The organism is Azospirillum sp. Marseille-Q6669 (genome assembly GCF_965111635.1).
In genome coordinates, this window is sequence record NZ_CBCOOP010000003.1 from 519,766 (window position 1) to 533,854 (window position 14,089).

A 14,089-nucleotide genomic window follows, 5' to 3' on the forward strand; every position below is an offset into this window, starting at 1 on the left:
GCATGGCGGCCCTGGCGGCCTTCCTGCATGGGCTGGCCGTCGCCACGGCGGCGGCCTCGGTCGCCCTCGGCCTGCCGGAATTGCGACCCGGCACCGACCCGGCGGTGGGCTGGATCGGTGGTGGGCTGGTCCTTCTGGCGGGTGGCGTCGCGGACCTGCACCGCCGCCTGGCCCGCCGGCAGCGTGACACCCTGCGCCGGCTGGACCACCTTCAGAAGAGCGTGGATGCGCTGGCCGAACGGCTGGAGCAGCGGATCGCACCGGGGGCGGAAACCGACAACGCCGTTCCTTCTTCCGCCGCCCACGAGGCCGTGCTTCAGGAGGTCAAGCTCCTGCACACGCTGGTCGCCCGGCTCGGCGAATCCCGATCGTCGGGAGAGCATGAACCGTCGGCGGCATCCCGCCCGGCCCGGCCAGGGCTCCAAGCCCCGCGCATTCCGGACCCGCCGCCCGCGGCCGGAGCCGAAGCGACGCCGATGGACGACGCCGCGGTTCTGGAAGCGGTGCGCGAGGCATTGGCCGCCGACCGGATCGACATCCACCTCCAGCCCATCGTCAGCCTGCCCCAGCGCAAGCACCGCTTCTTCGAGGTGTTCTCGCGCGTACGCGCCGCCGACGGGGCGCTGATCCTGCCCGACCGTTATCTGGAGATCGCGGAGCGCGCGGGGCTGATGGCCACCATCGACAATCTCCTGCTGGTCCGCTGCATCCAACTGATCCGCGAGACGGAGCGGCGCCAGCACGCCATCGGCTTCTTCTGCAACATGTCCGCTGCCACGCTCAGCGACGCGGCGTTCATGCGGCAGTTCCTCGATCTGTTGGCCCGGAACCAGACGCTGGTGCCCAAGCTGGTGTTCGAGTTGAGCCAGCAGGAGCTGCGGGCGGGTGGGGCGGTGACGATGGGCATTCTGTCGCAGCTGTCCCGCATCGGCTTCCGCTTCTCCATGGACCGGGTGAGCGACCTGGACATCGACGTGGACGCGCTGCTGCGCCACGAGATCCGCTACCTGAAGCTGGACTGCACCCTGCTGATCGACCCCGCCCTGGCGCCGCGCGTCGAGGCGCTGCGCCGCCGCCTGGAGGGGACGGGGGTCGACCTCATCGCCGAGAAGATCGAGACGGAGGCGCAGCTCGACGCGATCCTGCGCAGCGGCATCGACTTTGGCCAGGGCTACCTGTTCGGCGGGCCGCGTCCGGCGCGCAAACCGCCACGAGATAATTTTGCCGTGAATTAATTATGCAAGAAAATTCGCCGTTCGGGCGGCGAATTCGGGCCGGAAATGCCCCCGGCGCCCTTGACAGAAAGCCTGCCCGCATTAGAGATTTCGCCTCCCGGCATCCGCCGGGTGCGATGCAAACAGTCAAATGGTGACTTCGGTGACGTCCAACATCGCCATCACGCTGCCCGACGGCAGCGTGCGGGAGTTCGACCGGCCGGTGACGGGGCTTGAGATTGCCCAGTCGATCGGACCGCGCCTTGCCAAGGATGCGCTTGCCGTCAAGCTCGACGGCGAGGTGAAGGACCTCACCACCACCGTCACCACCAACGCCAAGATCGAGATCGTCACGCGCAGTCATCCCGACGCGCTCGAGGTCATCCGTCACGACGCCGCCCACGTCCTCGCCGACGCTGTGCAGAAGCTCTATCCGGGCACGCAGGTGACCATCGGTCCGGCGATCGCCAACGGCTTCTATTACGACTTCGCGCGCGAGGAGCCCTTCACGCCTGACGATCTGCAGAAGATCGAGGCGAAGATGCGCGAGATCGTCGCCAAGGACGTTCCCATCGTGCGCGAGGTCTGGACCCGCGACGATGCGGTCGCCTACTTCAAGAAGCTCGGCGAGCATTACAAGGCCGAGCTGATCGAGGCGATCCCGGCGGACCAGGACATCAGCGTCTACCGCCAGGACGACTGGCTGGACCTGTGCCGCGGCCCGCACGCCCCGACCACGGGCAAGGTCGGCAACGGCTTCAAGCTGATGAAGGTGGCCGGCGCCTACTGGCGCGGCGACAGCCGGAACCCCATGCTCCAGCGCATCTACGGCACCGCCTGGCGCGACGAGAAGGAGCTGAAGGCCTACCTGCACCAGCTCGAGGAGGCGGAGAAGCGCGACCACCGCCGGCTGGGCAAGGAGCTGGACCTGTTCCACGTGCAGGAGGAGGCCGTCGGCTCGGTCTTCTGGCACCCGAAGGGCTGGACGCTGTTCCGCACGCTGGAGACCTACATCCGCACCAAGCTGAGCCAGGCGGACTATGTCGAGGTCAAGACGCCGCAGCTCATCGACAGCTCGCTGTTCAAGGCGTCGGGCCACTGGGACATGTATGGCGACAACATGTTCAAGGTCTCGGCGGACGACGGCGAGAAGATGCTCGGCATCAAGCCGATGAACTGTCCGGGCCATGTGCAGATCTTCAAGCACGGTCTGCGCTCCTACCGCGACCTGCCGATCCGCATGGCGGAGTTCGGGGCCTGCCACCGCAACGAGCCGTCGGGCGCGCTGCACGGCATCCTGCGCGTACGCGCCTTCACTCAGGACGACGCCCACATCTTCTGCACGGAAGATCAGGTGGCGAGTGAGGCGGCGGAGTATTTCAAGCTGCAGCTCGGCGTGTACCGCGATCTGGGCTTCGACAAGATCGCGGTGAAGCTGGCGCTGCGTCCCGACGTGCGCACCGGCTCCGACGATCTGTGGGACCGCGCGGAGGGCGCGCTGCGCCAAGCGCTCGACGCCGCCGGGCTGGAGTATGAGGACCTGCCGGGCGAGGGCGCCTTCTACGGCCCGAAGGTGGAGTTCCACCTGACCGACGCCATCGGGCGCACCTGGCAGTGCGGCACGCTCCAGTACGATCCGAACCTTCCCGAGCGGCTCGACGCCTCCTACATCGGCGAGGACGGCGCCCGCCACCGCCCGGTGATGCTGCACCGGGCGATCCTGGGGTCGCTGGAACGCTTCATCGGCATGCTGATCGAGCATTACGCCGGCAAGTTCCCGATGTGGCTCGCCCCGGTCCAGGCGGTGGTCTGCACCATCACCAACGAGGCCGACGGTTACGGGCAGGAGGTGGTCAGCCTGCTGAAGCGCCGCGGCATCCGGGCCGAACTCGACACCCGGAACGAGAAGATCAACCTGAAGGTCCGCGAACACAGCCTTCAGAAGGTTCCCGTCCTGGTGGTGGTGGGCAAGCGCGAGGCGGAGGAGCGGACGGTCGCGCTGCGTACCCTCGGTGGTAAGGATCAGGAAGTTCTTGCCCTCGAAGCCGCTCTCAATAAACTGAGTGAGGAGGCGCGGTCCCCCGCGGGCGCCGCCGCCTTCGATTCGCCGTTCTAACCGACCGCACCGTTCGGGCGGGCTTCCCTCCGGGAGGTCGCGCCCCGGTGGGTTTCCAGTCATGGAGAAGCGTCCATAGCCAGGATACCGTCCGAAGCCGCTCCGACCCGCGATGGACCGCGGGTAAACCGGGAGATCACGGCTCGCTCGATCCGTCTCGTCGGTGCCGACGGCGAGATGGTGGGCGTCGTTTCGCTGCGCGATGCGCTGCTGGCCGCTGAGGATGCGGGTCTCGACCTCGTCGAGATCGCCCCCCAGGCTGAGCCTCCTGTCTGCAAGATCCTTGACTATGGCAAGTACAAGTACGAGGCGCAGAAGAAGGCTGCCGAGGCGCGCAAGAAGCAGAAGATCATCGAGGTGAAGGAGATCAAGCTCCGACCCAACATCGATGACAATGACTACGACGTGAAGATGCGCTCGGCCCGCCGCTTCCTTGAGGAAGGCGACAAGGTCAAGGTGACCATGCGCTTCCGCGGGCGCGAGATGGCGCACCAGGATCTTGGCATGAACGTGCTGGTCCGCGTGCGCGACGAGTTGGACGAACTGGCGAAGGTCGAACAGATGCCGAAGCTCGAAGGCCGCCAGATGGTCATGGTCCTGGCGCCGAGGTGACCCTTCGGCGCGACGGCCCGCCCGCCGTCCGCAGAGCACACGCGTCCTCAAAAAGGCCCGCCGGTTCCGGCGGGCCTTTTTGTTCGCTGATGCCGCTCCAGGGATTCGCAATTACGGGGTAGCGGCATTGCGGAAGCGGGACGGTGCGCCGACGTGAGGCTCATTCCGCCTCCACCATTCGGCCGATGCTCCGATCATCCCTGCTCCGCCGCGCTGCCCTGGCTTTGACGCTCGCGCTGCCGCTGCTGTCCGGCCTCCCAGTGCCGCCCCCCGCCCAGGCGATGGACCTGTTCGGGGACGAGTTCCGCACCGTCGACGATGTGCTGGCGTACAACCGCGGCCACGGTGTGCGTTTCCTCGACCGGCAGGGGCGCTTCATTGGCTCCATCGGCGAGACGTACGGCGACACGCTGACCCTGGAGAAGATGCCGAAGCATTTGATCCAGGCGCTGATCGCCAAGGAGGACCGGCGCTATCTGGAGCATGACGGCATCGACTTCCAGGGGCTGGCCCGCGCGCTGGCCGTGGCGGTGACGTCCGGCCGCTTCAGCCAGGGCGGCAGCACGCTGACCCAGCAGACGATGAAGCTGATCTTCCTCAACCGCTACAACCGCTGGTCCCGCAAGGCGTACGAGCTGTACAGCGCCAGCGATTTCGAGGAGCAGCTCGGCAAGAAGAACGTCCTGTACCTGTACCTCAACCGCGCCTATTTCGGTTTCGGCGCGTACGGGGTGGACGCCGCCGCCCGTGTCTTCTTCGGCAAGCCGGCGGGCAAGCTGTCGCTGAAGGAGTCGGCGATGCTCATCGGCGCGCTGCCCGCCCCCTCCCGCCTGAACCCCTTCGCCGATCTGGAGAAGGCGGAGGCCAAGGCTGCCCTGGTGCTCGACGCCATGGCCGACGCCGGCTTCATCACCGAACGCACGGCGGAGCAGACCAAGCGCCAGCGCCCGATGCTGGCCGCGGCCAACAAGGCGGCGGTCCTGTCCACCGGCCACTTTCGCGAGACGGCCAAGGCCCGTTTCGACCGTTTTGCCGCCGACCGCTACGGCGGCGATCTTCCAGGGCCGACCTTCACCGCGCGCACCACGCTCGACCGCGATCTTCAGGCCGCCGCCCTGCGCAGCGTGGAAACCACCCTGAAGCGCCACGCCAAGGGCCTGGGCGACGCGGAGGTCGCCCTGGTCGCTCTGGACGGCGACGGGGCGATCCTGGCGATGATCGGCGGGCGCGACGCGGCGGCCCGGCGCGACCACTTCAACCGCGCGCTCCAGGCGCGCCGCCAGCCCGGCTCGGCCTTCAAGCTGTTCGTTTTCCTGGCGGCGCTGGAGCGCGGGCTGACCCCGGACTCCCGTGTCGACGGCTCCCGCATGGAGTTCACGGACGGGCGGGCCATCCGCAATTTCGACAACCGCTACCCGTCCTCGGTGACTCTGGCCGACGCCTTCGCCCATTCCACCAACACGGCCTCGGCCCGGCTGACCCGCGGCCATGCGGAGGAGATCGCCGCCGCCGCCCGCCGTCTCGGCGTCGAGTCGCCGCTGGAGCCGGATCTCGGCCTCGCGCTGGGGGTCAGCGAGGTGTCGCTTCTGGAAATCACCCAGGCCTACGCGGCGGTGGCCAACGGCGGCAGCAAGGTCAATGGCCATCTGTTCCAGCGCATCGGCGATCCCGCCGGGCGGACGATCTACAGCTACACGCCGCCGAAGGCGGAACGGGTGATCGACCCGCAAATCTCGGCCGCCCTGAAAGCGATGCTGGGCGAGGTGATGCGGGACGGCACCGGCAGGACGGCCCGCCTGCCGGAGGCGCTCGCCAAGAGCGGGGCGGGCGGCAAGACCGGCACCACCAACGATTACCGGGACGCCTGGTTCATCGGCTTCGCCGACGGCGTGGCCGGGCGCGGCCTGACGGTGGGGGTGTGGGTCGGCAACGACGGCAACACGCCGATGAAGGGGGTGACCGGCGGCTCCGTCCCGGCGGAGATCTGGCGCCGCTTCATGGTCGAGGCGGCCCGGGTGAAGGGTTAGCGGCCCTTCGCCCCGGCGAGCAGGGAGGCGCCGACGAAGCCCAGCGACCGCCCGTTCCGCCCGACCTCGTACCAGGACCCGAAGGCGGCCATCACGGTGACCGTCTCCCCCCGCTCCAGGACGTCGGCCACCTTGGCGTCGCAGAAGGGGGCGACGCGCAGGTTCGCGGCGGCGCGGACGCGCACCCGCGTCCCCACGGCGATGGCCGGGCGGCGCGTGTCGGCGCTGCGCTCCTCGGCGATGGGACCGGGCAGCGCGCAGCCGCGATCCTCCTTGGACGCCTTGGCGTAGCCACCCTTGAAGCGGTTTGCCGGCGCGCTTTCCGTGACCGTCGTGGGGGCGGGGCCGGAGGGTTTGCGGGTCGGCAAGGGGGCGGCAAGGGTATCGGTGGCGGCCTGCGCCGGGGCTCCACCCTGGGAGCAGCAGCGGCGAGCGGTTCCGCTGCCGACGCCGACGCGGGTGCCGTCAGCACCGGCAAGGGAAGCAGCGGCGCCAGAGCCTGCGGCGGCGCCTTCCCCGCCGCTCCCAGCGGCGTCAGCCGGGGCAGAACGGCGGTCGGCGGCGGGCGCGGCGTGAAGGTCGGTTCGGCCTCGTCCGCCCGCGCCGAGGGGCCGCCGAACAGCGCCAGAAGTCCGAGAAGGGGAAGGGCGACCCGGCGCATCCGCCGCCTCAGTCCACGACGACGCGGGCGATCAGCGCAGGCAGGGTCTGGCAGCGGAACAGCCCGTCCAGGGTCTGCTGCTCGGTCAGGCGCAGCGACAGGACGCAGCCGTAGGCGTTCACCGTCAGGGTGGTCTGCGCCAGCGTGCCCATGGCGGCGGAGGGCTTGGCGATGCTGTAGCCGGGGGCGCCCAGACGTCCCGCGAGCGCGCCGTTGACGGGGTTGACGGAATCGATCTCCAGCGTCAGCGGACCCAGGTTGTTCAGCACCGTTTCGGAATGCGGGTCCTCCTTCGTCGCGTAGAGCTGCACCGGCACCGCCTTGCGGCGGGCGATCCAGTCCTTCAGCGCCAGATTGCCCAGCACCGCGTCGCGGCTCTGCAGCGCCGCCTCCATGGCGATCTGGCGCAGCGACGGATCGTTGCCGCCCAGCGCCGCCTCGTAGGCGGCGATCCGCGACGGGCGGTCCGCGCCCTGAATCCGGGTGCGCAGGTCGGCGATCCGCGCCGCACGGGCCTCCTCCTGCCGCCGTTCGGCGGCGGCGCGCTCCTCCTCCGCCTTGGTGGCGGCGGCCTGCCGGGCGAGCAGATCCTCCTCGCGGCGGCGGCGGGCGTCCTCCTCGGCGCCGCGGGCCTCGGCGTCGCGGGCGATCTGCTCGCGCAAGCGGTTGGCCTCGGCGGAGCCGGCCAGCACCGGGCGGCCGGGAAGCTCTTCCAGCGGCTGGCCGATGCCTTCCAGCACCTCCGGGTTGCGCAGCTCGATGCGGGCATTCCAGCCGTTGGGGCCAAGCGTGGCGAGCGCCGTGGCGGTGAGCGTCTTTTCCAGACCGGCCTCGGCGACGGGGCGGATGAAGGTGATGGCGCCGTCCCGGCTTTCCACCATATAGGTCGGCTTGGCGAGCCGAAGCTTGGCCCCGATTCGGACGGCGGCCCGCGATTCGGCGGATTTTGCGGCGGTCCTGCCCTCAGGCGCTGGCGCGGGAACCGGGTCCGCCGTCATCTCCTCGATGGTCCAGAGCGGCGGGACGAGGCGCGACACCTCGGCGCGGATGCGGTCGATGGGCAGGTCGGACGCGCGGGCCGGCAGGACGGGCGCCAGCCCGGCCATCAGCGTCACCGCGATCCCCCACGCCGCCGGTCGCACCATCGCTCGTTCTCCACCGGAAGTGACCACTACAGCTTGTGTCGGCCCATCGAAGCACTGGTACAGCGAAGGCGCCTGGGAAGGGAAGCGGCATTTGCCCGGGCCAAGGTTGCGCGGTGGCGGGAACGGTGAACTCCGAGCTGGGATCGCGACCCCCGGTCGAAATTGGCTTTGTGCCCACACGCCGCTTGCAATATCATCATACAAGTGAATGTATATTCGCCGGAAACGCGAGCGCCTTTCCGCAACGGCAGGGGACCAAGGGCAACGATATGGCGGGCAGACAGGGGAACAAGGAAGGGCCGGTCCTGGTCTGTCGCAATGTCAAGGTTTCGGGCCGACGCACCAGTCTTCGGATGGAGCCCTATATTTGGGACTCCTTGAAGGAAATCTGTGAGCGTGAGGGGCTGACTCTGAACGACATCTGCACCCAGATCGATCAAAGGCGCGGTGAGGCGAATTTGACCGCCTCGATCCGCGTCTTCATTGTCAGCTATTTCCGCAACGCCATCGGAAGCCGCGGCTTCTCCGAAGATGGGCCGTCCAGCATTCTGCGCAAGGCCATGGACGACGCCATCCCGCCCTTCGATTGAATCGAGGAGCGGGACGCCGTCCCTCTTACCAGCGCAGGCTGGGCAGGCCGTAGGTCGGCTGGTGGCCGGCCGCCGCCGCCGCCGCGGCCAGCTTGTCCGGATCGACCGCCTCGCCCCAGGCCCCCCCCAGCTCGTCGCGATGAATGCCGAAGGTGACCAGCGCCACGTCGATTCCGGCGGCGTTGGCTCCGGCCACGTCGGTGCGCAGGCTGTCGCCCACCGCCAGGATGCGCCCCTTGTCCTTGATGCCCATCAGCGACAGGCAGCGGTCATAGACCGGGGCGTGCGGCTTGCCATGCCAGAAGACGTCGCCGCCCATCGCCTCGTAGCGCTGGGCCAGCGTGCCGGCGCAGATGACCATCTGCTCGCCGACCATCACGATCAGGTCGGGGTTGGCGCAGACCATCGGCAGGTTGCGGCGGCGGCAGGCCTCCAGCGCCGGCTCGTAGACCGACAGCGATTCCCCGAAGTCGACGATGCCGGTGTTCACGACGAAATCGGCCTCGTCCGGCGATGCCGCGAGCGTGTAGCCCAGCCCCTCGTACACGTCCATGTCGCGGTCGGGGCCGATGTGGTACAGCCGCTGCCCCAGTGCTGCGTGCCACGGGTCGTCGCGGTCGCGCAGCGCGTCATAGGCGGCCTCGCCCGAGGTCATGACATGGTGGTAGCGCTCGCGCCCGATTCCCATGCCGTCGAGCTTGGCGATGACGCCGCCGGTGCGGCGCGGCGCGTTGGACAGCAGGCAGATCACCTTGCCCGCCGCGCGCAGCCGGTCCAGGCACTCCGGCACGCCGGGATAGGGCCGCTCACCGTCGTGCAGGACGCCCCACAGGTCGAGGATGACCCCGTCGTAACGGTCGATGACGGGGGCGATGCCGGAAAGCTGGACGATGTCGGTCATGAGGTCCGGTGATGTGACGGGCGGGAGGAAGGGGGGCGGCTCAGCGGCCCTGCCGGGCGCGCCGGGGCTCGGCGAGAAGCTCCGCATAGACGGCCAGCGTGTCGGCGCACATGCGCTGCTTGGTGTAGCGCTCGGCGACGAAGGCGCGGGCGCGGGCGCCGATGGCGTCGCGCTGCTCCGTCGTCAGGGACAGCGCCTCGTCCAGCGCCTTGGCCAGCGCGTCGGGATCGGCGGGCGGCACCACCCAGGCGGTCTCGCCGGGAATCACCGTCTCCTGGTAGGCGCCGATGGCGGACACGATCACCGGGCGGCCCATCGCCTGCGCCTCCACGATCACCCGCCCGAAGGCTTCCGGCTCCTGCGAGGCGGAGACGACGACGGTGGACAGCCGGTAGGCGGCGGCCATGTCGTTGCAATGGTCGGTCATCGTGACGACGCCTTCCAGCCCGGCGCGGCGCACCTGCTCCTCCAGCTCCTGCCGGTAGCCGGTGCGGCCCTGGTCGGACCCGACGAGCAACGCGCAGACGTCCTTGCGCCCCAGCTTCGCCAGCGCGTCGATCAGCACCGTCTGGCCCTTCCAGCGGGTCAGGCGGCCGGGCAGCAGGATCACCGGCTTGTCGTCCGGCAGCCGCCATTTCTGGGCGAGCTGGATCATGCGGGCGGAGCTGACACGCTCCGGCGCGAAGGACAGCGGGTCGATGCCGCGGTGGATGGTGCGGATGACCGCCGGATCGACGTCGTAATTCTCCAGGATGTGGCGGCGGATGAAGCCGGAGATGGCGATGATCCGCTCGCCCCGCGCCATCACCGAATTGTACCAGCGCTTCAGCCCGTTCTTGTAATTGTACGGGGCGTGGAAGGTGGTCATGTAGCGCGCGCCGGTCGCCTGGCAGGCCAGCCAGGCGCTCCAGGCCGGGGCGCGGGAGCGGGCGTGCACGATGTCCACGTCGTTCTCCCGGATGATCGCCTCCAGCTTGCGCGCGTTGCGGCGGATGACCAGCGGGTTCTTGGAGGCCAGCGGCAGGGTGATGTGGCGGATGCCGGCGCGGTCCAACTCCGCCGCCATCGGCCCGCCTTCGGACGCCACCAGCGGCAAAGCTCCGGCCTGGGCCAGCGCCAGCGCCACGTCGATGCAGCCGCGCTCGGCCCCGCCGGTGACCAGCGCCGGCAGCACCTGGAGAACGACGGGCCGGCGACCGGCGGCCGCGAAGGCGCCCTTCGCGAAGGCGTTGGCCGGGTTGCGCGGGTTCTCGCCGGTGCTAAGCTGGGATTCGACGTCCATAGTCACAGATTCCTAAAGTCCTGGCCCACAGAGGTGTCCGATATGAACGAACCCGCAGCCGGCCCCGTCCCGTCGCCGGGCGGCGCGCACCATAGCCTGAAGCGCGGCGCCGCGACCATAGCCTATCGTCACACCCCCGGCCGCGACCCGGAAGGGCTGGCCCCCGGCGTGATGTTTCTGGGCGGCTTCATGTCCGACATGACCGGCAGCAAGGCGCTGGCCCTGGAGGAATGGGCGGCGGGCGAGGGGCTGTCCTTCACCCGTTTCGACTATCAGGGGCACGGCGCCTCCAGCGGACGGTTCGACGAGGGCACCATCGGGCTGTGGGCCGACGACGCGCTGGCCGTCCTGGATCGCGTGACGGTGGGGCCGCAGATCCTCGTCGGCTCCTCCATGGGCGGCTGGATGATGCTGCTGACCGCGTTGCGCCGTCCGGAGCGGGTGGCCGGCCTGGTCGGCATCGCCGCCGCCCCGGACTTCACCGAAGACCTGATGTGGGATCTCTTCGACGAGTCCGTCCGCCGCGAGATCCTGGAGACGGGCCGCTGGCTGCGCCCCTCCGACTACGGGCCGGAGCCGCAGCCGATCACCCGTGCCCTGATCGAGGACGGGCGCAACCACCTGCTGCTGCGCCAGCCCATCGCCTTCGACAAGCCGGTGCGCCTGCTGCACGGCATGGCCGACCCGGATGTGCCCTGGCAGGTCAGCCTGACCCTGGCCGATCGCCTTAGCGGTTCGGATGTGCGGGTGACGCTGGTGAAGGACGGCGACCACCGCCTGTCGCGCGACCAGGACATCGACCTGCTGTGCCGCACGGTGGGCGATCTCGTCCGCGGCCTCGGCTGAGGGAAGGTGGCTTCGATCCGCCCCGCGGATCATCCCGAAGGCGGCGCAAGATTTTTCCAAAAAAGTGATATCAGGGGCTTGCGCGCCGCCTTCGGGCTGGATATAAACGCGGCCTCTGCGGAGGGGTGGCCGAGTGGTTGAAGGCGCACGCCTGGAAAGTGTGTATACCTCAAAAGGGTATCGAGGGTTCGAATCCCTCTCCCTCCGCCAGTTTTTCCTGCTGACTTTGCTGTGGCGTCAGCAGAAACGAGATACCACCGTACTTCCGGGCGGTTAGCGTTATACTTCCCCAGACATCGCCCCTGTAGAGGGACACAACCCGCGCTGTTTGGCCGGTCTGTGCCCGGTTTTCTCCGCCGGTCCGTGATCGACTTCCCTTTCGGGCGCGAAAGGTTACTCGCCTGCCATGGCGCTGTCTCCCGGTTTGCGGAAACTCCACGCATGACCGGAACCGTCGCGTTTCCGCCAAGACCACGATCGCCCGACAGCGCCGTCCAAGGTTGGGTGAGTGACACTGACGAAAGAGCGCGGCGCCCCGAGGGGGCGCCGCGCTCTTTCCCGGATCGGGATATGATCAGCGGGAAGGGAAGCCGAGGAGCCGGCGCTGCTCGTTCCAGGCCAGCGGGATGTCGGTTTCCAGCATCATGGCCAGGGTGAGGCGGCGCGGCTGCTCCCCGCGCAGGATGGCGTCGACGAGGTCGGGGGCGAGAAAGGCCAGCCTCAGGATCTGGCGGATGTAGGCCTTGGTGCAGCCGGCTTCGGTGGCCAGATCCGACACCGACGCCACCTGTCCCGAGGCGAGGCGCCGGCACCAGCGATGCGCCCGGGCCAGCGCCTTGACCAGCGCCTCGTCGACACGCGGCCGGGCGGTCAGGTCCTGGCCGTCGGGACCGACGATCACCCGGCGGCCGCCCCACGTCTTCAGGCGGACGGGGATTTCCAGGATTCGTTCATCGACGTCCTCGATCAGGCTCTCGCCCCTCTGCATCAGGCGCAGCGCATTCCCCGGATCGACGCCGTCGCCATGCGGCAGCGTGATGCGGACCCGCTCCGCGCCCACCTCGATGCGCCGCACCAGGACGGCCAGCCGGCGGACCTTCTCCTGCACCGCCAGCCGCTCCCAGTCCCGTCGCCCGGCATCGGCCATGAGCGCGCAGAGTCGATCCTCCACCAGCTGTTCGATGGCCGGGGCCGACACCCGGGTCAGCGTGCCGGCCGTTTCCGGACGGTGCTGCAGGAGCGCCTGGCTGGTGTAGTAGCGGTAGCGCCGTCCCCTCTTGACGCAATGCGACGGGCTCATGATGTTGCCGCGGTCGTCGACGATCAGGCCGGTCAGCAGCGGCCGGCCGGCAACGCGGGGGCGGTTCTCCCGCTCGACCCGGTTGGCCTCCAGGATCGCCTGCACCCGCTCCCACAGCTCCGGCGGCACGATCGCCGCGTGCTCGCCGGGGTAGGGGGTGCCCTTGTGCACCGCCTCGCCGAGGTAGACGCGGTTGCGCAGCAGCTTGTACAGGTTGCCGCGGCCGTACGGGCCGCCGCCGCGCGTTCCCCCGGCCTGGGTGGTCCAGCGCTTGCTGGTGATGCCGCGCGTGCGGAGGTCGGCAACCAGCTGTTTCACCGAGCGGAGGTCGCCGTAGCGTTCGAAGATCAGGCGGACCCGCTCCGCCTCCTCCTCGTTCACCACCAGCTTGCGGTCGCGGACGTCGTAGCCGAGCGGCGGCGTGCCGCCCATCCACATCCCCTTGCGGCGGGACGCGGCGACCTTGTCGCGGATGCGCTCGCCGGTGACCTCGCGCTCGAACTGGGCGAAGGAGAGCAGCACGTTGAGGGTGAGCCGGCCCATCGAGGAGGTGGTGTTGAAGTGCTGCGTCACCGAGACGAAGGAAGCGCCCTGTGCATCAAAAATCTCGACGATGCGGGCGAAGTCGGCGAGCGAGCGGGTGAGCCGGTCGACCTTGTAGACGACCACCACGTCGATGCGCCCCTGGCCGAGGTCGGCGAGCAGGCGCTGCAGGCCGGGGCGCTCCATGGAGCCGCCGGAGAAGCCGCCGTCGTCGTAGGACGGACCGGTGAGCCGCCAGCCCTCGTGCGCCTGGCTGGCGATGTAGGCGGTGCAGGCCTCGCGCTGGGCGTCGAGCGAGTTGAAGGACTGCTCCAGCCCCTCGTCGGAGGATTTGCGCGTGTAGATGGCGCAGCGGACGGTCGGGGGCCGTGTCATGCCGGCCGGTCCTTGCCGCGGTCCAGCCGCAGCCCGAAGAACTTCGGCCCCGACCAGGCGGTGCCGGTGATGCGCCGGGCGATGGGGGAGAGGCTGGTGAAGCGCTCGCCCTGATGCTCGAAGCCGTCCTCGAGCACACGGACCTGATGATGGACGCCGCGCCACTCTCGGCTGAGCACGGTCCCGGGGCTGAGGGACAGGGTGGGAGCCGGGCGGTGATTGGGGTTGCGCTCGAAGGTGCCGGCGAGTCGCGTCAGCCGCCGCCGCGTCTCGGCGGTGAGCCCGCCATGGGTCTTTTCCTGAAGCTCCCAGGCGATGAGCCCGGCGAGGATCTCCCGGCTCCGGCACGCCGGGGCGGGGCGCCCGAGCCGGCGTCCCCACTCCAGACGGAGGTCGTCGAGGCTCAAGGTGCGGAGGGCGTCGATGATCGCCTCGGGATCACCGGGCATGCTGGTGGGGGGACGGTGCGCCATGGGC

At 69.4% G+C, this 14,089-nt stretch carries 12 protein-coding genes and 1 tRNA gene; 7 read left to right on the plus strand and 6 right to left on the minus strand.

Features of this window, described 5'->3' with window-relative positions:
- Positions 1-2 precede the first annotated feature (2 nt).
- The 4 genes from ACWPXE_RS19805 (at position 3) to ACWPXE_RS19820 (ending at position 5,969) form a co-directional block, all read left to right on the plus strand.
- Positions 3-1,235, plus strand: a complete 1,233-nt coding sequence (locus ACWPXE_RS19805) for an EAL domain-containing protein (protein ID WP_454019142.1) — start codon at positions 3-5, stop codon at positions 1,233-1,235.
- A 130-nt stretch (positions 1,236-1,365) separates the two neighbouring features.
- A complete protein-coding gene (gene thrS / locus ACWPXE_RS19810) occupies positions 1,366-3,330 on the plus strand; it encodes a threonine--tRNA ligase (RefSeq protein ID WP_454019143.1) in 1,965 nt (654 codons plus the stop codon).
- Positions 3,331-3,414: 84 nt separating this feature from the next.
- On the plus strand, positions 3,415-3,942 hold the full coding sequence (gene infC / locus ACWPXE_RS19815; protein WP_035675720.1) for a translation initiation factor IF-3: 528 nt from the start codon (positions 3,415-3,417) through the stop codon (positions 3,940-3,942).
- A 185-nt stretch (positions 3,943-4,127) separates the two neighbouring features.
- The gene (locus tag ACWPXE_RS19820) at positions 4,128-5,969 is read left to right on the plus strand and encodes a transglycosylase domain-containing protein (protein ID WP_454019144.1); all 1,842 of its coding nucleotides are present in this window, start codon (positions 4,128-4,130) and stop codon (positions 5,967-5,969) included.
- On the opposite strand, the gene ACWPXE_RS19825 is transcribed toward ACWPXE_RS19820, so the two are convergent.
- Positions 5,966-6,337, minus strand: a complete 372-nt coding sequence (locus tag ACWPXE_RS19825; RefSeq protein WP_454019145.1) for an SH3 domain-containing protein — start codon at positions 6,335-6,337, stop codon at positions 5,966-5,968. The genes ACWPXE_RS19820 and ACWPXE_RS19825 overlap by 4 nt on opposite strands.
- Positions 6,338-6,638: 301 nt before the next feature.
- Positions 6,639-7,775, minus strand: coding sequence for a hypothetical protein (locus ACWPXE_RS19830; protein ID WP_454019146.1), 1,137 nt, complete (start codon positions 7,773-7,775; stop codon positions 6,639-6,641).
- A 269-nt stretch (positions 7,776-8,044) separates the two neighbouring features.
- On the opposite strand from ACWPXE_RS19830, the gene ACWPXE_RS19835 reads away from it, so the two are divergent.
- On the plus strand, positions 8,045-8,365 hold the full coding sequence (locus ACWPXE_RS19835; RefSeq protein WP_082188189.1) for a ribbon-helix-helix domain-containing protein: 321 nt from the start codon (positions 8,045-8,047) through the stop codon (positions 8,363-8,365).
- Between the two features lie 25 nt (positions 8,366-8,390).
- On the opposite strand, the gene ACWPXE_RS19840 is transcribed toward ACWPXE_RS19835, so the two are convergent.
- Positions 8,391-9,266, minus strand: coding sequence for a TIGR01459 family HAD-type hydrolase (locus ACWPXE_RS19840; RefSeq protein WP_454019147.1), 876 nt, complete (start codon positions 9,264-9,266; stop codon positions 8,391-8,393).
- A gap of 40 nt (positions 9,267-9,306) precedes the next feature.
- Positions 9,307-10,548 (minus strand): glycosyltransferase family 4 protein, encoded by a 1,242-nt coding sequence (locus ACWPXE_RS19845; RefSeq protein ID WP_454019148.1) that lies wholly within the window; start codon positions 10,546-10,548, stop codon positions 9,307-9,309.
- A 42-nt stretch (positions 10,549-10,590) separates the two neighbouring features.
- Here ACWPXE_RS19845 and ACWPXE_RS19850 point away from each other — a divergent pair, with 42 nt between their 5' ends.
- Positions 10,591-11,394 (plus strand): alpha/beta hydrolase, encoded by an 804-nt coding sequence (locus ACWPXE_RS19850; RefSeq protein ID WP_454019149.1) that lies wholly within the window; start codon positions 10,591-10,593, stop codon positions 11,392-11,394.
- A gap of 119 nt (positions 11,395-11,513) precedes the next feature.
- Positions 11,514-11,604: transfer RNA gene (locus tag ACWPXE_RS19855), tRNA-Ser, on the plus strand.
- A gap of 364 nt (positions 11,605-11,968) precedes the next feature.
- On the opposite strand, the gene ACWPXE_RS19860 is transcribed toward ACWPXE_RS19855, so the two are convergent.
- On the minus strand, positions 11,969-13,612 hold the full coding sequence (locus ACWPXE_RS19860; protein WP_454019150.1) for a recombinase family protein: 1,644 nt from the start codon (positions 13,610-13,612) through the stop codon (positions 11,969-11,971).
- Positions 13,609-14,085: a DUF2924 domain-containing protein gene (locus ACWPXE_RS19865; RefSeq protein WP_454019151.1), complete on the minus strand. Its 477-nt coding sequence runs from the start codon at positions 14,083-14,085 to the stop codon at positions 13,609-13,611. Before ACWPXE_RS19865 ends, ACWPXE_RS19860 begins: the two co-directional genes overlap by 4 nt.
- Positions 14,086-14,089 lie beyond the last annotated feature (4 nt).